The 19,795-nt window shown below is 54.1% G+C and carries 21 protein-coding genes, 1 tRNA gene, 1 rRNA gene, 1 pseudogene and 1 riboswitch; of the genes and pseudogenes, 14 read left to right on the forward strand and 10 right to left on the reverse strand.

Annotated elements, in window-relative coordinates; genetic code table 11:
• Positions 1-109: 109 nt before the first annotated feature.
• The 3 genes from BBW69_RS09805 to BBW69_RS09815 form a co-directional block, all read right to left on the reverse strand.
• A complete protein-coding gene (locus BBW69_RS09805; protein ID WP_188211182.1) occupies positions 110-1,048 on the reverse strand; it encodes an ABC transporter ATP-binding protein in 939 nt (312 codons plus the stop codon).
• A gap of 8 nt (positions 1,049-1,056) precedes the next feature.
• The gene (locus tag BBW69_RS09810) at positions 1,057-1,932 is read right to left on the reverse strand and encodes an NUDIX domain-containing protein (protein ID WP_188211183.1); all 876 of its coding nucleotides are present in this window, start codon (positions 1,930-1,932) and stop codon (positions 1,057-1,059) included.
• Positions 1,933-2,060: 128 nt separating this feature from the next.
• Positions 2,061-2,137 (reverse strand) — tRNA-Met (locus tag BBW69_RS09815).
• Positions 2,138-2,286: 149 nt separating this feature from the next.
• Positions 2,287-2,386, forward strand: a riboswitch (TPP riboswitch).
• A 92-nt stretch (positions 2,387-2,478) separates the two neighbouring features.
• Here BBW69_RS09815 and thiC point away from each other — a divergent pair.
• A complete protein-coding gene (gene thiC, locus BBW69_RS09820) occupies positions 2,479-4,380 on the forward strand; it encodes a phosphomethylpyrimidine synthase ThiC (protein ID WP_188211184.1) in 1,902 nt (633 codons plus the stop codon).
• 110 nt (positions 4,381-4,490) lie between these two features.
• On the opposite strand, the gene BBW69_RS09825 is transcribed toward thiC, so the two are convergent.
• The 4 genes from BBW69_RS09825 to gmhB are packed head-to-tail and all read right to left on the reverse strand — an operon-like array spanning position 4,491 to position 6,889.
• A complete protein-coding gene (locus BBW69_RS09825; RefSeq protein WP_188211185.1) occupies positions 4,491-4,814 on the reverse strand; it encodes a hypothetical protein in 324 nt (107 codons plus the stop codon).
• A 53-nt stretch (positions 4,815-4,867) separates the two neighbouring features.
• The gene (locus BBW69_RS09830; RefSeq protein ID WP_188211186.1) at positions 4,868-5,557 is read right to left on the reverse strand and encodes a SprT family zinc-dependent metalloprotease; all 690 of its coding nucleotides are present in this window, start codon (positions 5,555-5,557) and stop codon (positions 4,868-4,870) included.
• Entirely contained in the window at positions 5,554-6,297 is a 744-nt protein-coding gene (locus BBW69_RS09835; RefSeq protein WP_003753532.1) for a 1-acyl-sn-glycerol-3-phosphate acyltransferase, read from the reverse strand. Before BBW69_RS09835 ends, BBW69_RS09830 begins: the two co-directional genes overlap by 4 nt.
• A 28-nt stretch (positions 6,298-6,325) precedes the next feature.
• A complete protein-coding gene (gmhB, locus tag BBW69_RS09840; RefSeq protein ID WP_003677295.1) occupies positions 6,326-6,889 on the reverse strand; it encodes a D-glycero-beta-D-manno-heptose 1,7-bisphosphate 7-phosphatase in 564 nt (187 codons plus the stop codon).
• 145 nt (positions 6,890-7,034) lie between these two features.
• Here gmhB and BBW69_RS09845 point away from each other — a divergent pair, with 145 nt between their 5' ends.
• Positions 7,035-8,687 carry an LTA synthase family protein gene (locus BBW69_RS09845; RefSeq protein ID WP_188211187.1) on the forward strand — a complete coding sequence of 551 codons (1,653 nt, stop codon included), beginning with the start codon at positions 7,035-7,037 and terminating at the stop codon, positions 8,685-8,687.
• Positions 8,688-8,753: 66 nt separating this feature from the next.
• Here BBW69_RS09845 and BBW69_RS10030 read toward each other — a convergent pair.
• The 3 genes and pseudogenes from BBW69_RS10030 to BBW69_RS09855 all read right to left on the reverse strand — a co-directional run.
• Positions 8,754-9,212 (reverse strand): annotated as a pseudogene (locus BBW69_RS10030) (glycosyltransferase family 4 protein); the annotation flags it as partial.
• The gene (locus BBW69_RS09850; protein ID WP_223170005.1) at positions 9,110-9,808 is read right to left on the reverse strand and encodes a glycosyltransferase family 4 protein; all 699 of its coding nucleotides are present in this window, start codon (positions 9,806-9,808) and stop codon (positions 9,110-9,112) included. The gene BBW69_RS09850 and the pseudogene BBW69_RS10030, both read right to left, overlap by 103 nt.
• A gap of 57 nt (positions 9,809-9,865) precedes the next feature.
• Positions 9,866-11,107 carry an aromatic amino acid transporter gene (locus BBW69_RS09855; protein WP_188211188.1) on the reverse strand — a complete coding sequence of 414 codons (1,242 nt, stop codon included), beginning with the start codon at positions 11,105-11,107 and terminating at the stop codon, positions 9,866-9,868.
• 167 nt (positions 11,108-11,274) lie between these two features.
• Between BBW69_RS09855 and ubiG the strand changes: the two genes are divergently transcribed.
• The 12 genes from ubiG to BBW69_RS09915 all read left to right on the forward strand — a co-directional run.
• Complete coding sequence (gene ubiG, locus BBW69_RS09860) at positions 11,275-12,003, forward strand: bifunctional 2-polyprenyl-6-hydroxyphenol methylase/3-demethylubiquinol 3-O-methyltransferase UbiG (RefSeq protein ID WP_188211198.1); 729 nt, start codon at positions 11,275-11,277, stop codon at positions 12,001-12,003.
• A 36-nt stretch (positions 12,004-12,039) separates the two neighbouring features.
• Positions 12,040-12,957, forward strand: coding sequence for a homoserine kinase (thrB, locus tag BBW69_RS09865; RefSeq protein WP_188211189.1), 918 nt, complete (start codon positions 12,040-12,042; stop codon positions 12,955-12,957).
• A 246-nt stretch (positions 12,958-13,203) separates the two neighbouring features.
• Positions 13,204-14,745, forward strand: a complete 1,542-nt coding sequence (locus BBW69_RS09870; protein ID WP_188211190.1) for an iron ABC transporter permease — start codon at positions 13,204-13,206, stop codon at positions 14,743-14,745.
• 28 nt (positions 14,746-14,773) lie between these two features.
• Positions 14,774-15,373 (forward strand): carbonic anhydrase, encoded by a 600-nt coding sequence (locus BBW69_RS09875; protein WP_003677311.1) that lies wholly within the window; start codon positions 14,774-14,776, stop codon positions 15,371-15,373.
• Positions 15,370-15,975, forward strand: coding sequence for a nicotinate-nucleotide adenylyltransferase (gene nadD / locus BBW69_RS09880; protein WP_188211191.1), 606 nt, complete (start codon positions 15,370-15,372; stop codon positions 15,973-15,975). Before BBW69_RS09875 ends, nadD begins: the two co-directional genes overlap by 4 nt.
• 58 nt (positions 15,976-16,033) lie before the next feature.
• Positions 16,034-16,420, forward strand: coding sequence for a ribosome silencing factor (gene rsfS, locus BBW69_RS09885; RefSeq protein WP_188211192.1), 387 nt, complete (start codon positions 16,034-16,036; stop codon positions 16,418-16,420).
• 53 nt (positions 16,421-16,473) lie between these two features.
• Positions 16,474-16,944 (forward strand): 23S rRNA (pseudouridine(1915)-N(3))-methyltransferase RlmH, encoded by a 471-nt coding sequence (rlmH, locus tag BBW69_RS09890; RefSeq protein ID WP_188211193.1) that lies wholly within the window; start codon positions 16,474-16,476, stop codon positions 16,942-16,944.
• Between the two features lie 74 nt (positions 16,945-17,018).
• Positions 17,019-17,285 carry an oxidative damage protection protein gene (locus tag BBW69_RS09895; protein WP_002223157.1) on the forward strand — a complete coding sequence of 89 codons (267 nt, stop codon included), beginning with the start codon at positions 17,019-17,021 and terminating at the stop codon, positions 17,283-17,285.
• 157 nt (positions 17,286-17,442) lie between these two features.
• Positions 17,443-18,126, forward strand: coding sequence for a Bax inhibitor-1 family protein (locus BBW69_RS09900; RefSeq protein WP_188211194.1), 684 nt, complete (start codon positions 17,443-17,445; stop codon positions 18,124-18,126).
• Between the two features lie 126 nt (positions 18,127-18,252).
• Positions 18,253-18,765, forward strand: coding sequence for a pantetheine-phosphate adenylyltransferase (gene coaD / locus BBW69_RS09905; RefSeq protein WP_188211195.1), 513 nt, complete (start codon positions 18,253-18,255; stop codon positions 18,763-18,765).
• 35 nt (positions 18,766-18,800) lie between these two features.
• Positions 18,801-19,454, forward strand: a complete 654-nt coding sequence (locus BBW69_RS09910; RefSeq protein ID WP_188211196.1) for a TIGR01621 family pseudouridine synthase — start codon at positions 18,801-18,803, stop codon at positions 19,452-19,454.
• A 277-nt stretch (positions 19,455-19,731) separates the two neighbouring features.
• Positions 19,732-19,795 (forward strand): 16S ribosomal RNA (locus BBW69_RS09915); the annotation flags it as partial.

The raw sequence follows: 19,795 nt of genomic DNA on the forward strand, positions 1-19,795 counted from the left end.
ATGGAAAAAGATTGCAGTCAAATAACGCCCTTAGAAAAAATATAGCTGCTTTGGTAAAAAAATGCCGTCTGAAAGGTTTTTCAGACGGCATTTTGTTTTTAAGGAGGCATCAGCGGAAACAGACGATTTCCTGGTCTTCGATATGGATGCGTACCGTATCGTTTCCCGATATCTCACCGGCGTGCGGCATATCGAGGTTCAGCCACAGGATGCCGTGTTCCGGATGGAGGACGGACAGGCTGAACGATTCGGGCAAACAGGTGCGGGATAATACGCGGCACTCCATGCCGTCTTGGTCGAAACGCACCGCATGTTGCGGAATATGGCGGTCATCGTCGGTGTTGGGCAAACCCATCAGTCGGGCGACCTGCACGCAGGACGGTGTTTTGACCAATGTTTCGGGTGTGCCGTATTGTAGAATCCTACCTTCATGCATCACGGCAATTTCGTCTGCCGTCGTACAGGCTTCTTCGGGCGAATGAGTCACCAAAACGGCAGGGATGCCGCCGTTTCGGATACGTTCGGCAGTCATGCGGCGCAGCCGGTCGCGCAAATGCGTGTCCAAACTGGAAAACGATTCGTCCAGCAACAGCAGGGAAGGGCGGACAACCAAAGCGCGCGCCAGTGCCAACCGTTGTTTCTCACCTCCGGAAAGTTTTTCAGGCTTGCGGTGCGCCTCGTTTTCCAGTCCGACTTCGGCAAGTGCCGCCATGGCAAGGCGTTCGGCGTCGGTTTTTTGTATTTTTTGCATTTTCAAACCGAATGCCGTATTTTCCAGCGCACTCATATGGGGAAACAGCGCGTAATCTTGGAACATCAGCGAAATACGGCGTTTTTCGGGCGGCATACGGGTAATGTTTTCCCCGTTCAGCCATATTTCCCCGTCGTCCGGACGGATAATCCCCGCAATCATATTCAGCAGTGTTGATTTTCCGCAGCCCGACCGACCCAGCACGGCAAGTATTTTGCCGCGGTCGACAGTCAGGCAGATGCTGTCGGCGACGGTTTTATTGCCGAAGCGTTTGCAGACCTTGTTCAATTTGAGCATACCGGTTCCTAAGTCCTGATGCCGCGAAGCCAGTCCGACAGAGGGTGGTTCGGGGCGATTAATCCGTAACGGTCGAATGCGTCCAAAGTAACGAGCTGGGCATCGTGCATCATGCGTCCGGACAACATGGCATCCAACAGGCCGCCAATGTCCATCTTTTCAAAACATGCCACTTCGCCATCCTGATTTTCAGGCCGGAAGGTTTCGGGCAGGACGGCATCGAATACATACAGGATTTCATTGTGGACGCCGCGGTTGACGGGGCGCAGGCTGTGCAGCCGGGATACCGGACGGATAAACGGGAACAGCGTTTTATCCAAACCGGCTTCTTCGCTGCTTTCGCGACACACGGTTTCAGACGGCAATTCACCGCTGGAAACACCGCCGGCGGCAGTATTGTCGAGTTTGTCGGGATCGACTGCTTTGTGCGGACTGCGCCTGCCTATCCAGAAATGCCATCGGCCATCCGATTCGGTCAGACCGTTGAGATGGACGGCGCGGCTGAGCAGTCCGAACGGACGGAAAGCGGCGCGTTCGAGTGAGAACAAGATATTGCCGCCGCCGTCAGTCAGGTCGAAACACTCGTTGCGCCATCCGTGAAGCAGCCCAGCCTTGTTCCATGTGCGGGCGAGGTGCTGCAAGCGGCCGCCCATATCCGACCAGCCGTCCGTATTCAGAAAAATGCCGTCTGAAGACTCCGAGCAGCCTGCCTGCCAGTCTGTCTTAACGCGCTCCGCCCATTCCTGTGACAGATTTCCCAAAGGCAGACCGTTCAGATACAGCGTTTTCCAGCAACTTTCTGCACCGTAACTTGCTTTTGCCCACTCGAACAGGGCATCAAGGTCGTGTTTGCTGACGGATTCGGTAAAACGGACGGTCGGCATGGTTGGCTTTCTTGAAAAACAGTGCGGAAGATTGTAACCAAACCGGTTGAGATTGCAACTGCGAGGGCAGTGCGCCGTTTGGCGGATAAAGCAAAACCCCTCGGTTTTAGCCGAGGGGTTTTAATATTTGGTTGCGGGAGCAGGATTCGAACCTACGACCTTCGGGTTATGAGCCCGACGAGCTACCATGCTGCTCCATCCCGCGTCAGGAAGTGAAACTATACAGAAGGCAGTACGCGGTGTCAAGCATTCTTTCCGCGAAAAATCATGAAACCTTGTCCGAGGCCGGTTTATGCCTGATTTGAAATATTATTTTCTTTACAAAAGTTCATGTTCGTGATTTAATTTTGGTTAACATTGAAACAGGGGTGCTGCCTGATGTTCAGGCGGCTGAGAAATACCCTTTACACCCGATCGGGATAATACCTGCGTGGGGAGTTTTCACGGATTCTGTCTTTCAGACGGCATTTTTTGATACTCGGGCCGTTTGAAAAAGCAAAGTGCTCCTGTTTCTTTATTCTAAACGAGAAAACAGGAGCATTTTTTATGACTACGCCAAAAAAAAACGCCAAAACTTCCGGCAATGAAGCGCGCGAGCTTGCCGACTTGAGCGAAGACATCGGCATCCGCTTTAAATATCCGAACTCGGAGCGCGTGTATCTGCAAGGCAGCCGCGACGACATCCGCGTGCCTTTGCGTGAAATCCGTCAGGACGATACTTACACGGCGCAAGGTACGGAAGCCAACCCGCCGATTCCGGTCTATGACACTAGCGGCGTGTACGGCGACCCGGCGGCACACATCGACCTGAAACAAGGCTTGCCGCACATCCGCACTGCATGGCTGGACGAACGCGGCGATACCGAAATCCTGCCCAAGCTTTCCAGCGAATACGGCATCGAACGCGCGCACGACCCGCAAACCGCCCATCTGCGTTTCAACCAAATCACCCGCCCGCGCCGTGCGAAAAGCGGCAGCAACGTAACCCAGCTTCACTATGCACGCCGCGGCATCATCACGCCCGAAATGGAGTTCGTCGCCATACGCGAACGCATGAAGCTGGACGAGCTTTTCAGACGACCTGAATACGCCAAGCTCTTAAAACAGCACGCAGGTCAAAGTTTCGGCGCGAACATCCCGACCCATCCCGACCAAATCACGCCCGAATTCGTGCGCCAAGAAATCGCCGCCGGACGCGCGATTATCCCCGCCAACATCAACCACCCCGAACTCGAACCGATGATTATCGGCCGCAACTTCCGCGTCAAAATCAACGGCAACTTGGGCAATTCCGCCGTAACCTCCAGCCTGACCGAAGAAGTCGAAAAAATGGTGTGGTCGCTGCGTTGGGGCGCGGACACGATTATGGATTTGTCCACCGGCGCGCACATCCATGAAACGCGCGAATGGATTATCCGCAACGCGCCAGTCCCCATCGGCACAGTGCCCATCTATCAGGCTTTGGAAAAAACCGGCGGTATTGCCGAAGATTTGACTTGGGATTTGTTCCGCGACACCTTAATCGAGCAGGCGGAACAAGGTGTGGACTATTTCACCATACACGCGGGCGTGTTGCTGCGTTATGTGCCGATGACCGCCAACCGCCTCACCGGCATCGTATCGCGCGGCGGCTCCATCATGGCGAAATGGTGTCTCGCCCACCACAAAGAAAACTTCCTCTACACGCATTTCGACGAAATCTGTGAAATCATGAAGGCGTATGATGTGTCGTTCAGCCTCGGCGACGGCCTGCGCCCCGGCTGCATTGCCGATGCCAACGACGAATCCCAATTCGCCGAGCTGCACACCTTGGGCGAATTGACCGATAAAGCGTGGAAACACGACGTACAAGTCATGATTGAAGGCCCCGGCCATGTGCCACTGCAACGCGTCAAAGAAAACATGACCGAAGAGCTACAACATTGCTTTGAAGCGCCTTTCTACACACTCGGCCCGCTCGTTACCGACATCGCCCCCGGCTACGACCACATCACTTCGGGCATAGGCGCGACCAATATCGGCTGGTACGGCACAGCCATGCTCTGCTACGTTACCCCGAAAGAGCATCTCGGTCTGCCCGACAAAGAAGACGTGCGCACAGGCATCATCACCTACAAACTCGCCGCCCACGCCGCTGACCTCGCCAAAGGCTGGCCGGGCGCACAGTTGCGCGACAACGCCCTGAGCAAGGCGCGTTTCGAGTTCCGCTGGCGCGACCAATTCCGCTTAAGCCTCGACCCCGAACGCGCCGAGAGCTTCCATGACGAAACCCTGCCCGCCGAAGGCGCGAAGATCGCCCACTTCTGCTCGATGTGCGGCCCCAAATTCTGCTCGATGAAAATCACGCAGGAAGTGCGCGACTACGCCGACAAGCAAAAAGCCCAACAGCAAGGCATGGAAGAAAAAGCGATTGAGTTCGTCAAAAAAGGAGCGAAGCTTTACAGCTAAAACGTTAAGCAAAAAATGCCGTCTGAAAACCGGATGTCGGGTTTCAGACGGCATTTTTGTTTTCAAACGGGGTACGGTTCTGAGCCTGTGTGCTGTGTGCGGACGGAAGCTTATTTTGCAGGAACCGATCCGCTTACGGACGATTCGCTGCCGGAGGCAGGCTTTTGCACTCTTTTGTCGGTAAATACGCAAACGACGCCGGCATTGTTGTAGGTAATGTTGTAGTTGGTGTCGCAGTATTGGGCGACCACAAAGAGCGGGAGTTGCTCATTTCCCCATCGGGTCAGATTGAAGAAAGACAGTTCGCCGTTTACGCATTTCCGGGCTTCTTCGTCATTAGAATATATACATATTCTGCTTTGATCGACAGGCGGTTTTTGTGCAGCCTGTTCTTTGCATCCGGCGAGCGTGGTCAGGACGGCGAGTTTCTTCATATTGAATCTCCCGTGTAGGTTGAATGCGGAAATGCCGTCTGAAACGGATGGCATTATCCCAAAATAAAAAGTTCCCTGCCGCGGTCTTTGAGCCATTGCTTGGCTTCGTCCGCGTAGGGTGCAAAGCGGCGGGTCAGCGCCCAGAATGCGCGGCTGTGGTTGGCGTGGGCGAGGTGGCAGAGTTCGTGTATGCAGACATAGTCGGCAACGTATTCCGGTGCGCCTACCAGCCGCCAGTTGAGGCGTATGCCTGTGGTTTTGCGGCACACGCCCCAGAAGGTTTTGGCAGAGGTCAGCGAGGAGGAGGCGGGGAACAGTTGTGTGGTGCGGGCGTGGTGTTCGAGGCGGGGAAGCAGGTAGCTTTGAGCCTGCCGTTTCAGAAAGGTTGCCAACAGTGCTGCCTGTTTGTCGTGCGTGTCTTCAGGAACGCTGATTTCAGACGGCATCAGCAGGATTTGCGTGTCTTGATGGGCGGTGAGGGCAAGCTGTCTGCCGTGGAACCAGATATGTTCGGGCAGCCGGTTTGCCGTATTGTGCGGCGGTGTTTTCGCCAGTGTTCGCCGCAGGACGGCTTCGTTTTCATACAGCCAGCGGTTTAGAGCGGAGACGGAGAAGCAGGGTGGGACGCTGATGCTGACGGTATGTGTGCCGATAGGGCGGATAATCAGGTTTTTCTTGGCACGGCGCTTGATTTCGACGGTCAACTCCATGCCGTCTGAAAGAGTGTGGATCAGGGCGGTCATACGGTTTCAGACGGCATTTTGGCGGCAAACGGGCCTGCGCCGGAAATGAGCGGCTGCTGCGTTTCGATGAGGTGTTCGCATTTTTCCATCAATTCGGCTTCGCTGCCGCTTGCGTGCGGGATGGTCGGACAGATGACGACGGTGATTTCCCCCGGATATTTCAGAAAGGAATTTTTCGGCCAAAATTCGCCGCTGTTGAGGGCGACGGGGACGATGTCCATTTCAAACATTTTCGCCATGCGCGCGCCGCCGAGTTTGTATTTGCCGCGCTTTCCGGGTGCAAGGCGCGTGCCTTCGGGGAAAATGGTAATCCAATAGCCTTCGTTTTTGCGCGCCAACCCCTGTTTTATGAGCTGTTCGTTGGCTTCGCGGCGGTTGTTGCGGTCTATGCCTATGGTTTTGACCAGTTTCAAGCCCCAGCCGAAAAAGGGGATTTTGAACAACTCGCGTTTGGCAACGTAAACCTGCGGCGGAAAAATGTCCTGAAGGGCAAGCGTTTCCCAGCCGCTTTGGTGTTTAGCGCAGATGACGGCGGGGCGGTCCGGAATGTGTTCCGCGCCGATGATGCGGTATTTGAGCCCGACGATGTGTTTGAGCGACCAGTTGAGGATGCCGACCCAGACCCGCGCCATCTTGTGCGCCCCGTCCCGGAAAGGCGAGGCGAGCAGCATAAAGGGAAAGAGGAAAATCAGGCTGGAACAGAGTATCAGCCAGTAAATCAGGTTGCGGATGATGAGCATGGTTTTGCCTTGTCGGAATGCGGTATGTTCAGTCGGCTTGCAGTGCGGCGTTTTCCTGCATGATGTATTGTGAGAAATCGAGCAGGGTATCGAAAACCTGTGTGTGTTCGGGCAATTCGTGTCCGTGTTGGGAGAGCGTTTTTTTGCCTTTTCCGGTCAGAACCAGTGCGGGTTTTCCGCCGACGGCATCGATTGCCTGCAAATCGCGCAGGCTGTCGCCGACCAGCCAAGTTTCCGAAGCTTGGGCGTTGAAGCGTTCGAGGATGTCTTCAATCATGCCCGGTTTGGGCTTGCGGCAGCCGCAGCCGTCGGCGCCGGTATGCGGGCAGAACCAGATGCCGTCGATTTCCCCGCCTGCCTGACGGATGAGGCGGTGCATTTTGGCATGCATTTCGGTGAGGTCTTGAACGGTAAAATATTTGCGGCCGATGCCGGATTGGTTGGTGGCGACGGCAACGGTGCAGCCTGCCTGCGTCAGGAATGCCACCGCATCCATGCTGCCTTCGATAGGTATCCACTCGTCAACGGATTTGACGAAGTCGTCGCGGTCCTGGTTGATGACGCCGTCGCGGTCGAGAATGATGAGTTTCATCACGGTTCCTTTGGGTTGGGCAGGTTCGGGGATGGCATTATACTGAAATATCGGTGGAAATGCGCCTGTGCTGCATTATAATGCACGCTTTCGATAATAATTCGCAACGGCGGCTCAGGTATGCCGTTTTAAGGAGTGGGGCGGGATGGTTGCCTATGTTTTCCTGTTTTTGTTTGTAACGGCGGCGTTGGTGCTGATTATCAGGTCGCACTACCGTTGGACGTATTTTTTCGCATCGGCGCTGTTTGTCTTTTTGGCGGGCGGTATGCTGATGTTGACGGCGCAGTGGCAGCGCGCCTTGAATTTCGCTTCGGTCTGGTTTGTGGTGCTGATACTGTTCCACAGGCTGAAAATCCATTATTACAAACAGCCGCTGTTGATTTCCGATTTTTTGCTGATTGCCGACTGGCGGAATTGGGAAACGCTGTTCCATTATAAGGAAGCGGTTATCGGTATGGCGGGGCTGCTGGCTTTGGCGGCATATGCGGTTTTCGGCTGGAGCGGTGCGGATTCTTTGGGTGTGCTGTGGCGGTGGGCAGGCGCGGTTTTGTTTGCGGCGGCGTTCGTGTCGATGCGGCATTTTTCCAAACATCCGGGCGCGGTAAAGACGTGGCTGGACTCGCTGCCGGACGACGGGCGCGACGTGTTTTTGAACCTGCCGATGTCCTGTCGGGCGGTGTTTTTCCAAGTACCCGTGTTCGAGGGCGACGGGGAAGCGTTTGCCAGGCAGATGCCGTCTGAAACCCGGCCGTGCGGCATGTCGGATGAAAAACCCGATATTGTCGTTACCCTGATGGAATCGACGCTCGATCCGCACTGTTTCGACTTTGCCGCCGCCAAGATTCCCGATTTGAAAATGTTCGGACGGCAGGAAGATACCGTATTTTCCTCACCTTTGCGCGTGCATACTTTCGGCGGCGCAACGTGGAAGTCCGAATTTGCGTTTTTGGCGGGTGTTCCGTCCACAGATTTCGGCGCGTTGGCAAGCGGCGTGTTTTACTCGGTCGTACCGCATTTGCAGACCGGTTTTGTCCGCAACCTGCGCGAACACGGTTATTTTTGCGTGGCGCTCTCGCCGTTTACCAAGGGCAACTACAATGCCAAGGCCGCATATGACCATTTCGGCTTTAATCTGATGTTCCAGCCGCAAGATTTGGGCTACCCCGCGCCGATGGGTAAAAACCTGTGGCATATTTCCAGTGAGGAAATGATGCAGTATGCGCGGATGATTTTGGAAAAACGCCATCCCGATTTGGAAAACGTGCGCCAACCGATGTTCGTATATGTGCTGACCATGAAGGAGCACGGGCCGTATCGGACGGATACCGACAATGTGTTTGATTTGGATGCGCCCGATTTGAATGCGAAAACCGTATCTGCACTTAATGACTACATCGGGCGCATTGCCGATCTGGACAAAGCGGTGGAAAGTTTCGACCGTTATCTGCACGAACGCGGCAAACCCTTTGTTTTCGGTTATTTCGGCGATCATCAGGTACCGTTTGAGGGCGTGTCCGTCAGGAAGAAATGGGATTACGCGCAGCCGGATTATGTAACGCAGTTTGCTGTCAGGAGCAATATTGCCGGCGGATTCGTACAGCGGCAGGATTTCCTCGACCTTGCCTTTGCAGGCGGCGTGCTGATGGAGGTGGCGGGTTTGGAAGCCAAAGACGGCTTCATGCGTGCAAATATGGCGATGCGCGGTTTGTGCGGCGGAGGGTTGGAAGACTGCCCGAACCGGAAACTGGTCGGAGACTATCGGAACTATCTGTACGACGTTTTGAAAATTGCCCGTTAGCTTTTTGCCGCACGGCTGCAACGGTTGCAAAAATGCCGTCTGAAAACTCGTTCAGACGGCATTTTGTTATACGGATGCCAGCATGTCGGTCAGTCGGTCGATGTGGTGCGACAGGGACGGGTTGTAGTTCAGTGCACGCATCGGGTCGGACAGGCGGTGTCCGCCCTGTTTTTTAAGGCTGAGGGCTTGGGCAACGGCTTGCGCCAGGGTTTCCGGGTTTTGGCGTGAGAAAAAGAATCCGGCTTCTTCGTTCATGACCTCTGTACATGCCATGTTTTCGGAGAGGACGACGCGTGTGCCGCATAGGACGGATTCGACACCGACCAGCCCGAAGGGTTCGTACAGGGAGGCCATAATAGTAAAGTCGGCGGCGCGGTAGAGTTCGGGCATATCGGTGCAGAAGCCCAGCCCGACGACGTTTTTCATAGGGCGGGGGAGCGGGGAGCCGGCAACGGCGAGCTTGACGGGCAGGCCGGTATGTTCGAAAAAGTCAGCGAGCAGTTCCAGGCCTTTGCGCGTGTGGCCGGTCGATGGGAATAGGAAAACGGTTTCATGGTCGGCAAAACCGTATTTGGCGCGCAGAGCGGCAGTTTCTCTAGGTTGTGGAAAGAAGCGTTCCGTATCTGCGGGTGGGGGGCGACTTGGATTCTTTCGGGGGGAACGCCGTACAGTCCGATCAGTTCGCGCTGCATCATGTGGGAATGCGCCATGATGGATTTGGCGGTGGCGTAGTTGCTGCGGTTCCGGCGTATGGCAAGACGGTCGAGCAGATTCGGTTTTTGCGCCATGTGGTGCAGGTAGCCCAAGTGTGTGCCGCCGCAGATGAGGAGGTCGGCATAATCGGCATGATGGCAGGCAACCAGTTTGGAGGTGCTGTCTTTTCTGGTTTGAACAAGTCGGTTTGAAAAGAGGAATGAGCGTAGTTTTTTGGGTGTGCGGCGTTGGTCGATAAGGCGGGGTTCGATCATGGCGTATTCGGGAATGCTGTGATCAAATTTCGTCGCATAAACGGTTGGTGTGATATTTTGTCTGTTCAGACCCTTTACCAAATCCAAAGTGTAGCTTTCCGTGCCGCCGCCGTGTTTGAAGTTGTTGGTTGCAATGTCTATTTTGAGTTCCATATGATTTTCCGAATGTCGTAAGGCCGTCTGAACAGGGCTTCAGACGGCATTTTGCCTTTATCCTTTAAATACGGGGACGAGTTCCATTTGGCTCAATACCTGTGCGGCGATGTTGACGATGCCGAAAAGGAAGACCCAAACCATCAGCCACAAGCCGCCGTAAACTTTATAGGTTTTGCCTGCGCCGAATTTTTTGCGCGAACGGTAGAGCAGCATGGCGGGGATGATGCCTGTCCAGACGGTTGCCGCCAGGCCGACGTAGCCGATGGCGGTAACGAAGCCGGTGGGGAAGAGCAGGCAGGAAATTAGAGGCGGCAGGAAGGTCAGCGCGGCGGTTTTGGTGCGGCCGGACACGCTGTCGTTCCATTTGAAGATGTCGGCGATGTAGTCGAACAGACCTAAGGTTACGCCTAAAAACGAGGTGGCGATTGCCATGTAGGAAAACAGGGACAATATTTTATCCATATTGCCGGTTTGGGCGAATTTGGACAGGGTTTCAATCAGGACGGAGACTTGCCCTTCGGCGGCGATGACGGGGGCGAACTCGTTGCGCGGCAGGTTGCCTTGGATGGCGATTTGCCAGAGGACGTAAATCACCAGCGCAATCAGTGTGCCCGTCCAGATGGATTTAGCCACTTTGGGCGCGTCGCCTTTAAAGTATTTGAGCAGGCTGGAGACGTTGCCGTGGAAGCCGAAGGAAGCGAGGCAGACGGGCAGGGCGGTAGCGACATAAATCCAGTAGTTGGTGCCGGTAGAGGCTTGGGTGTCAAACAAGACAGGTATTTTGGCATCGGCAATCAGGCCACCGGTTGCCCAAATAAAGGTTAATACCATGCCGCCGATGAGGATGCTGGTGAAGCGGTCAACCAAGCGTGCGGATGCCCAAACGCAAAAGGCGAGAATGCCGAAGAAGACGAGTTGTCCGACGGTGAGTGAAACGTCGCCGCCTGCCGCGCTGCCTAAGCCTTTGGCGGTCAGGTCGCCGCCGACGAAGATATAAGCGTAAGTGAGCAGGTATAAAACGAAGGCGACGGCGATGCCGTTGATGATGTTCCAGCTCCGTCCGAGCAGGTCTTTAACCATGGTGTCGAAACTTGCGCCGTGGGGATAGTGGGTGTTGACTTCCAAAATCATCAGGCCGCTGGAAAGCATGGAAAACCAGGTGTACAGCAACACGGCCAGCGAGCCGGTAAACCATACGCCGGATGTGGCGGTCGGGTTGGCAAGCATGCCTGCGCCGATAACCGTACCGGCGATAATCATCGCTCCGCCGAACAGGGAAGGGGTTTTGGTTGACATTGTTTATCTTTCTTCTAGAAATGCGTGGCCGTCATTATGCCGTAAAGTGCGGGGAGCTGTAAGGTGTTTGCGGTCATGCCGTCTGAAAGTCTGTTCAGACGGCATGACGTTCCATAGTATAATCTTTTCCTTTTGGGCAACGGCGGCTGCCGCCGTGTTTTTGAATGATGGGAGGCAGGATGTCTGACAGAAAATATAATGTGGACGAAGAGGAAATTGCCAAATTCAGCCGGATTGCCGACAAATGGTGGGACAAGTCGGGCGAATTCAAGCCCTTGCACGACATCAATCCGCTGCGGCTCGATTATATCGACGGACACGCGGATTTGTGCGGCAAACGGGTTTTAGATGTAGGCTGCGGCGGCGGCATCCTTGCGGAAAGTATGGCGCGGCGCGGCGCGGCGTTTGTCAAAGGCATCGACATGGCGGAGCAGTCGTTGGAAACCGCCCGCCTGCACACGGCTTTGAACAATGTCGCCGATATCGAATACGAATGTATCCGCGTGGAAGACCTTGCCGAGGCGGAACCGCACTCGTTCGATGTGGTAACGTGCATGGAAATGATGGAACACGTCCCCGATCCCGCCGCCATCGTGCGTGCTTGTGCCAAGCTGGTCAAGCCGGACGGCATGGTGTTTTTTTCCACCATCAATAAAAACCCGAAATCGTACCTGCATCTGATTGTGGCGGCGGAATATCTGTTGAAGTTTGTCCCCAAAGGCACGCACGACTGGAAAAAATTCATCGCGCCTGCCGAGCTGGCGAGGATGTGCCGTCAGGCGGGCTTGGATGTGGTGGATACGAAGGGTATGACTTACCATGTGTTGTCGCAAACTTATGCCCTGTGCGATTCGACCGATGTGAATTATATGTTTGCCTGCTGTCCGGCGTTCTGACGGCGGGTTTGCCCGTTTTTGAGCAAGTGAGTTGATATGTCTGTCTATACCAGTGTTTCCGATGATGAAATGCGCGGCTTCCTGAGCGGTTACGATTTGGGGGAATTTGTTTCCCTGCAGGGTATCGCGCAGGGGATTACCAACAGCAATTATTTTCTGACGACGACTTCGGGACGTTATGTGCTGACCGTGTTTGAAGTGTTGAAACAGGAAGAGTTGCCGTTTTTTCTGGAGCTTAACCGGCATTTGAGTATGAAGGGCGTGGCGGTTGCCGCGCCGCTTGCGCGCAAAGACGGCCGGCTTGATTCCGTTTTGGCGGGCAAGCCCGCCTGCCTGGTTGCCTGCCTGAAAGGTTCGGATACCGCGCTGCCGACGGCTGAGCAGTGTTTCCATACCGGTGCGATGCTGGCCAAAATGCACCTTGCCGCCGCCGATTTCCCTTTGGAAATGGAAAACCCGCGTTATGATGCGTGGTGGACGGAGGCGTGCGCCCGGCTGCTGCCCGTCCTGTCGCAAGACGATGCCGCGCTGCTGTGTTCCGAAATTGATGCGCTGAAGGACAATCTCGGCAATCATCTGCCTTCGGGCATCATCCATGCCGACCTGTTTAAAGACAATGTGTTGCTTGACGGCGGTCAGGTATCGGGCTTCATCGATTTCTATTACGCCTGCCGGGGCAATTTTATGTATGACTTGGCGATTGCGGTTAACGATTGGGCAAGGACGGCGGACAATAAGTTGGATGAGTCGTTGAAAAAGGCGTTTATCGGCGGTTATGAGGGCGTGCGCCTCTTGAGTGCCGAAGAAAAGGCGTATTTCCCGACCGCTCAACGTGCTGGCTGCATCCGTTTTTGGGTGTCGCGCCTTTTGGATTTTCATTTTCCGCAGGAGGGCGAGATGACGTTTATCAAAGACCCGAACGCGTTCCGCAACCTGCTGTTGAGTTTGGGTTGATACCATCTGTCGGGTAGGAATCCGATGCCGTCTGAAAGGGTTTCAGACGGCATTTTGTTTCGGGTTTGAATATGTTTTCTGGTTCGGCGTACCGGTTTCGGCTGCTTTGTTATGCACCCGCGCCGGTGTTTGACTCTGAATTCCGGCGGTTGGCGGCGGTTTGACTGCGGACGGATAAAATTGTGCAGTCATTTTTGATTGGTTTTGGGTACAATCCAGCCATTATGTTTTGAAATGGGAAAACGGATGGATATGCGGCGTTGGGTGGTTGTCGGATTGGTTACGCTGCCGCCCCTGTTTTTTTTGACCGCGATGGTGCTTGCGCCTTTGTGGGCGATGGCGGCGTATGACGGTTTTGCATGGGGCGCGGTGCTGTCGGATGCTTATATGCTCGAACGTCTGGCATGGACGGTATTTCAGGCGGCGGCAACCTGTATCTTGGTGCTTCCCTTGGGCGTACCTGTCGCGTGGGTGCTGGCGCGGCTTGCGTTTCCGGGGCGGACTTTCGTGCTACGCCTGCTGATGCTGCCTTTCGTGATGCCCACGTTGGTGGCGGGCGTGGGCGTGCTGGCTCTGTTCGGGGCGGACGGCCTGTTGTGGCGCGGCTGGCAGGATACGCCGTATCTGTTGTTGTACGGCAATGTGTTTTTTAACCTTCCTGTGTTGGTCAGGGCGGCATATCAGGGGTTTGTTCAAGTGCCTGCGGCACGGCTTCAGACGGCACGGACATTGGGCGCGGGGACGTGGCGGCGGTTTTGGGACATTGAAATGCCCGTTTTGCGCCCGTGGCTTGCCGGCGGCGTGTGCCTTGTCTTTTTGTATTGTTTTTCCGGGTTCGGGCTGGCGCTGCTGCTGGGCGGCAGCCGTTATGCCACGGTCGAAGTGGAAATTTACCAGTTGGTCATGTTCGAACTCGATATGGCGGTTGCTTCGGTGCTGGTGTGGCTGGTGTTGGGGGTAACGGCGGCGGCGGGATTGCTGTATGCGTGGTTCGGCAGACGCGCGGGTTCGGATAAGGCGGTTTCCCCTGTGATGCCGTCTGAACCGCAGTCGGTCGGGGAATATGTGCTGCTGGCGTTTGCGGCGGCGGTGTTGGGTATATGCTGCCTGTTCCCGCTGGCGGCGGTCGTGGTAAAGGCCTGTTCTGCGGGAGAATCTTGGCAGGTGTTGGCGGAACGCGAAACTTGGCAGGCGGTGTGGAATACTTTGCGCTTCTCGGCGGCGGCGGTATTTTCGGCGGCGGTATTGGGTGTCATGTATGCGGCGGCGGCGCGGCGGTTGGCGTGGATGCGCGGGCTGATGTTTTTGCCGTTTATGGTGTCGCCGGTTTGTGTTTCGGCGGGCGTGCTGCTGCTTTATCCGCAGTGGACGGCTTCGTTGCCGTTGCTGCTGGCGATGTATGCGCTGCTGGCTTATCCGTTTGTGGCAAAAGATGTTTTATCGGCCTGGGATGCACTGCCGCCGGATTACGGCAGGGCGGCGGCAGGTTTGGGCGCGGATAGCTTTCAGACGGCATACCGTATCACGCTCCCCCTCTTGAAACCGGCGTTGCGGCGCGGCCTGACTTTGGCGGCGGCAACCTGCGTGGGCGAATTTGCGGCGACATTGTTCCTGTCGCGTCCGGAATGGCAGACGTTGACGACTTTGATTTATGCCTATTTGGGGCGTGCGGGTGAGGACAATTATGCGCGGGCAATGGTGTTGACATTGCTGTTGTCGGCATTTGCGGTGTGCATTTTCCTGCTGTTGGACAACGGCGAGGGCGGAAAACAGACGGAAACGTTATAATGTGAACCCTTTTTCAGAGGACGGCAAAATGAGCGAGTTGAGCGAAATCCTTTCCTATAATCAGAAGTTTGTCGAGTCGGGCGAATATGAGAAATATTTTACCGACAAATACCCGGGCAGGGAGTTGGCGATTTTATCCTGCATGGATGCGCGGATTATCGAGCTGCTGCCCAATGCTTTAGGGTTGAGAAACGGCGATGCCAAACTGATTAAAAATGCAGGTGCGCTGGTTGCGCATCCGTGGGGTTCGGTCATGAGGAGCCTGCTGGTTGCCGTGTTTGAACTGAAAGTCAAAGAAATCATGGTCATCTCCCATCACGATTGCGGTATGCAGGGTTTGAATGCGGCCGGCTTTCTCAGTAAGGTGCATGAAAGCAATATTCCCGACGACCGTATCGAAACCCTGCGTTATGCCGGTGTCGACCTCGACGGCTGGCTGACCGGTTTCGACAACGTCGAAGACAGCGTGCGCCATACGGTCGAACTCATCCGCCGCCATCCGCTGATGCCGCGCCATATTGCCGTTCACGGATTGGTCATCCATCCCGTTACCGGCAAACTGACCCTGATTGTGGACGGCAGTGTTTCAGACGGCATGGACTTATCGGAAGGAATGGAAACATCATGAAGAAAATCGGACTGTTCGGCGGCACTTTCGACCCGATACACAACGGGCATCTTCATATCGCCCGTGCCTTTGCCGATGAAATCGGGTTGGACACGGTTGTTTTCCTGCCGGCAGGCGGCCCGTATCACAAAGACGCCGCCTCCGCTTCCGCCGCCGACCGCCTTGCCATGGTCGAACTGGCGACGGCAGAAGACGCGCGTTTTGCCGTTAGCGACTGCGACATCGTCCGTCACGGCGAGACTTACACTTTCGACACCGTCCAAATTTTCCGCCAGCAGTTCCCCGCCGCGCAACTTTGGTGGCTGATGGGCAGCGACAGCCTGATGAAGCTGCACACATGGAAAAAATGGCAGATGCTCGTGCGCGAAACCAATATCGCCGTCGCCATGAGGCAGGGCGGTAGCCTGCACCAAATGCCGGGCGAACTGCACGCATGGCTGGGCAAGTCCCTTCAGGACGGCAGCGTCCGCATCTTATCCGCCCCGATGCATAATGTGTCATCAACGGAAATCCGCCGCAACCTGAGTGCCGCCGGTGTTTCAGACGGCATCCCGCCTGCCGCCGCCCGTTATATCCGAGAACACCGGCTGTACGAAAAATAAAGTCAAATCAGTAAGAAACGGCTATAATGCCGTCTGAAAACATCCCGTTAGGAACATAATGAACGAACAAGAACTGCAAGACCTGCAAAAAATGGTCGAGGTCGCCGTCAACGCCCTCGAAGACATCAAAGCCAAAGACATTTCCGTTCTCGAAACGCAAGACAAAACTTCGCTGTTTGCCAGAATGATTATCGCCAGCGGCGACAGTACCCGCCAAGTCAAAGCACTGGCCAACAACGTTGCCATCGATTTGAAAGAAGCCGGTTTTGAAATCCTCAGTACCGAAGGCGACAGCGGCGAATGGACGTTGGTTGATGCAGGAGACCTCGTCGTCCACGTCATGCTCCCTGCCGTGCGCGACTTCTACGACATCGACACCCTCTGGGGCGGCGAGAAACCGAGTTTCCACGCCGGAATGCAGAAGCCGTGGCACGCGGCAGACTGATTCCCGATGCCGTCTGAATGTTCAGACGGCATTTTCCTGTAAGGGAGAAAGCATTGAACATTACCGTTTTGGCAGTCGGCACCAAAATGCCGCGCTGGGTTGATGAGGCCGTCGCCGAATACGCCAAACGCTTCGGACGCGACGTCGCCTACGCACTCAAAGAAATCAAACCCGAAAAACGCGGCGCGGGCGTGAATGCCGCCCAAGGTATGGTGGCGGAAGAAAAACGCATCCTTGAAGCCGTTCCGCAAGGCGCGTTCCTCGTCGTTCTTGACGAACGCGGCAAAGCACCGACCTCCGTCGAGCTGGCGGAACACCTCAAAAGCTGGCAGCAAAACGGCGAACACGTCTGCTTCGTCATCGGCGGCGCGGACGGCATGACCGACCGCCTCAAACAACAAGCCCGCATGATGATGCGCCTGTCCAGCCTCACCCTGCCGCACGGCATGGTGCGCGTCCTTCTGACCGAGCAGCTCTACCGGGCCGTTTCCATCCTGCACAACCATCCTTATCATCGGGAATAAGAAGGCTTTTGTCTGTACCCCTAATCGGTTAAAATCACCCCGTTATTTCTGAACACACAGTAAAGGAATCCGCTATGGCACGCATGGTATTCTGCGTTAAGCTCAACAAAGAAGCCGAAGGCATGAAATTTCCACCGCTTCCCAACGAATTGGGCAAGCGCATTTTTGAAAACGTATCGCAAGAAGCATGGATGGCGTGGACGCGCCACCAAACCATGCTGATTAACGAAAACCGCTTAAGCCTTGCCGATCCGCGCGCGCGCGAATACCTGGCTCAGCAGATGGAGCAGTATTTCTTCGGCGACGGCGCGGATGCCGTTCAGGGGTATGTTCCGCAATAAACGGTTTCCTGCTTCAAATAAAGGCTGTCCGAACCTGTTTCAGACAGCCTTTAAAATACTCAGAACAACCTTATCTTGACGCAACCGAACAAGTTTTGACGTTGAACAATGTTAAAATCCCTAGGTATTCCCAACCACACTTTCAGGAGCATATGCCATGCAGCACGACGTTTACGACTACACCGCGCATACAGTTTCTAAAAACACCGTTTTGCAAAAAACTTACCGCCTGCTCGGGCTGTCCTTTATCCCTGCGGTGGCAGGTGCGGTATTTGCCGCCGGCATGGACTTCAATTTTTATGCCGCCTTCGGTTCACGCTGGATCAGCCTCATCGCATTCTTGGTATTTTTCTACGGCATGACTTATCTTATCGAGAAAAACCGTTACAGCAATACCGGCGTTACCCTGTTGATGGTATTCACATTCGGTATAGGCGTATTGATCAGCCCTGTGCTGCAATACGCGCTTCATATTGCCGACGGTGCGAAAATCGTCGGCATTGCCGCAGCCATGACCGCCGCCGTTTTCCTGACCATGTCCGTACTGGCGCGACGTTCGAGGCTTAATATGAACGAACTTGCACGCTTTCTGACTGTGGGTGCGGTGATTCTGATGGTCGCCATGGTGGCCAACCTGTTTTTGAGTATTCCCGCACTCGCCTTGACCATTTCGGCAGGTTTTGTCTTGTTCAGTTCCTTAATGATTATGTGGCAGGTACGCACCGTCATTGACGGTGGAGAAGACAGCCACATCAGCGCGGCATTAACCATCTTCATCTCCTTATACAACATATTCAGCAGCTTGTTGCATATCCTATTGTCTTTAAACGGTGATGATTGATATTGGTAACACGCCATCCGAACCATGCCGTCTGAAAAGTTATTTCAGACGGCATTTTGTTTTGGGCATACAATACGGATACACATTCATCAACATACGGCCGACCATGCTGTCGGAAGGAATCATATGTCACCGAATACACCGCGCCGTGCCGTTTATGCCGGCAGTTTCGATCCGCCCACATTGGGGCATCTGTGGATGATACGGCAGGCGCAATCTATGTTTGACGAGCTCATCGTCGCCATCGGCATTAATCCCGACAAACGCAGCACCTACACGATAGCCGAAAGGCGGGATATGCTGCACGATATTACTAAAATGTTTCCCAACGTCAGAACCGATGTATTTGAAAACCGGTTTTTGGTGCATTACGCCCGCGAAGTGCAGGCAGGATTCATCGTGCGCGGCATACGTTCTGCTCAGGATTACGAATACGAACGTTCCATGCGCCATATCAACAGCGACCTCGCACCCGAAATATCCACCGTATTCCTCATGCCGCCGCGCGAAATTGCCGAAGTATCCTCCACTATGGTTAAAGGCTTGGTCGGGCCTGACGGCTGGATGGAAACCGTCAAAAGATATGTGCCGCTGGCCGTGTACCAAAAAATGATTGCAGAACATCACAACAATGCCTGACAGAAAGCTTCTGTCAAATATATTCAGGTTCAAATATGTGGGAAATCTTATTCAGACACCAAGATTTTGTCGCCATCAATAAACCTCAAGGCATATCCGTCCACCGTTCCGACGGCGAAGTCAGCCTGACGGCAACACTTGCGGCACAGTTGGGCGTAGAAAAAGTATGGTTGCTGCACAGGTTGGACAAACAGACCGGAGGCATATTGCTGTTTGCCCTTAATCCACAAAGTGCCGCTGTTCTTGCCGCACAGTTTGCCGAAAGGAAAATGAAGAAAACCTATTTGGCTTTGTCCGACCGCAAACCGTCCAAAAAACAAGGATGGATAAAAGGCGGCATGGAAAAATCCAGGCGTGGGATGTGGAAGCTGACGCGCAATATGGAAAATATTGCCGTTACCCGGTTTTTCAGTATACGTATCAGTGAAAAAATGCGGCTGTTCATTCTTGAGCCTCATACCGGTAAGACACATCAGCTGAGAGTGGCAATGAAAAGTCTGGGCAGTCCTATTTTTGGGGACCGCTTATATGGAGGGACAGAATCCGAAACTACGTTCCTGTATGCATGGAAAATACAATTTACCTATCAACAACAAGAAATCGAAATTACTGCACCTTTGAAAAATGCATGGCAGGCTGAAAATATCTCTCATGCGCTGGAAGAATTTTATATGGCAAAAGCAGGTTAATAAATATAAATTAATTTATAAACAATATGATAAATATTTTTATAAAAATTTTTCAAGAAAACGGTTGACCGCAAATCTCTTCAAGCGTATAGTTCGATTCTTCGCTGCTGACGAAGCGGCGGTAACGAAGTAATTCAAACGCTCTTTAACAAAACAGATTACCGATAAGTGTGAGTGCCTTGAGCCTCACACTGTTTGAAAGACAGACAAGATAATGTTTTGAACATTGTCCTGTCGGTTTCTTTGAAGCAGACCAGAAGTTAAAAAGTTAGAGATTGAACATAAGAGTTTGATCCTGGCTCAGATTGAACGCTGGCGGCATGCTTTACACATGCAAGTCG

Source organism: Neisseria sp. RH3002v2f, assembly GCF_014596375.1.
GTDB lineage: Bacteria > Pseudomonadota > Gammaproteobacteria > Burkholderiales > Neisseriaceae > Neisseria > Neisseria cinerea.

Bases quoted from the DNA above. Each gene is read 5' to 3' on its own strand.
- BBW69_RS09805 (WP_188211182.1), bottom strand. From the start codon at position 1,048: ATGCTCAAATTGAACAAGGTCTGCAAACGCTTCGGCAATAAAACCGTC.
- BBW69_RS09810 (WP_188211183.1), bottom strand. From the start codon at position 1,932: ATGCCGACCGTCCGTTTTACCGAATCCGTCAGCAAACACGACCTTGAT.
- thiC (WP_188211184.1), top strand. From the start codon at position 2,479: ATGACTACGCCAAAAAAAAACGCCAAAACTTCCGGCAATGAAGCGCGC.
- BBW69_RS09825 (WP_188211185.1), bottom strand. From the start codon at position 4,814: ATGAAGAAACTCGCCGTCCTGACCACGCTCGCCGGATGCAAAGAACAG.
- BBW69_RS09830 (WP_188211186.1), bottom strand. From the start codon at position 5,557: ATGACCGCCCTGATCCACACTCTTTCAGACGGCATGGAGTTGACCGTC.
- BBW69_RS09835 (WP_003753532.1), bottom strand. From the start codon at position 6,297: ATGCTCATCATCCGCAACCTGATTTACTGGCTGATACTCTGTTCCAGC.
- gmhB (WP_003677295.1), bottom strand. From the start codon at position 6,889: ATGAAACTCATCATTCTCGACCGCGACGGCGTCATCAACCAGGACCGC.
- BBW69_RS09845 (WP_188211187.1), top strand. From the start codon at position 7,035: ATGGTTGCCTATGTTTTCCTGTTTTTGTTTGTAACGGCGGCGTTGGTG.
- BBW69_RS09850 (WP_223170005.1), bottom strand. From the start codon at position 9,808: ATGGAACTCAAAATAGACATTGCAACCAACAACTTCAAACACGGCGGC.
- BBW69_RS09855 (WP_188211188.1), bottom strand. From the start codon at position 11,107: ATGTCAACCAAAACCCCTTCCCTGTTCGGCGGAGCGATGATTATCGCC.
- ubiG (WP_188211198.1), top strand. From the start codon at position 11,275: ATGGGAGGCAGGATGTCTGACAGAAAATATAATGTGGACGAAGAGGAA.
- thrB (WP_188211189.1), top strand. From the start codon at position 12,040: ATGTCTGTCTATACCAGTGTTTCCGATGATGAAATGCGCGGCTTCCTG.
- BBW69_RS09870 (WP_188211190.1), top strand. From the start codon at position 13,204: ATGGATATGCGGCGTTGGGTGGTTGTCGGATTGGTTACGCTGCCGCCC.
- BBW69_RS09875 (WP_003677311.1), top strand. From the start codon at position 14,774: ATGAGCGAGTTGAGCGAAATCCTTTCCTATAATCAGAAGTTTGTCGAG.
- nadD (WP_188211191.1), top strand. From the start codon at position 15,370: ATGAAGAAAATCGGACTGTTCGGCGGCACTTTCGACCCGATACACAAC.
- rsfS (WP_188211192.1), top strand. From the start codon at position 16,034: ATGAACGAACAAGAACTGCAAGACCTGCAAAAAATGGTCGAGGTCGCC.
- BBW69_RS09895 (WP_002223157.1), top strand. From the start codon at position 17,019: ATGGCACGCATGGTATTCTGCGTTAAGCTCAACAAAGAAGCCGAAGGC.
- BBW69_RS09900 (WP_188211194.1), top strand. From the start codon at position 17,443: ATGCAGCACGACGTTTACGACTACACCGCGCATACAGTTTCTAAAAAC.
- coaD (WP_188211195.1), top strand. From the start codon at position 18,253: ATGTCACCGAATACACCGCGCCGTGCCGTTTATGCCGGCAGTTTCGAT.
- BBW69_RS09910 (WP_188211196.1), top strand. From the start codon at position 18,801: ATGTGGGAAATCTTATTCAGACACCAAGATTTTGTCGCCATCAATAAA.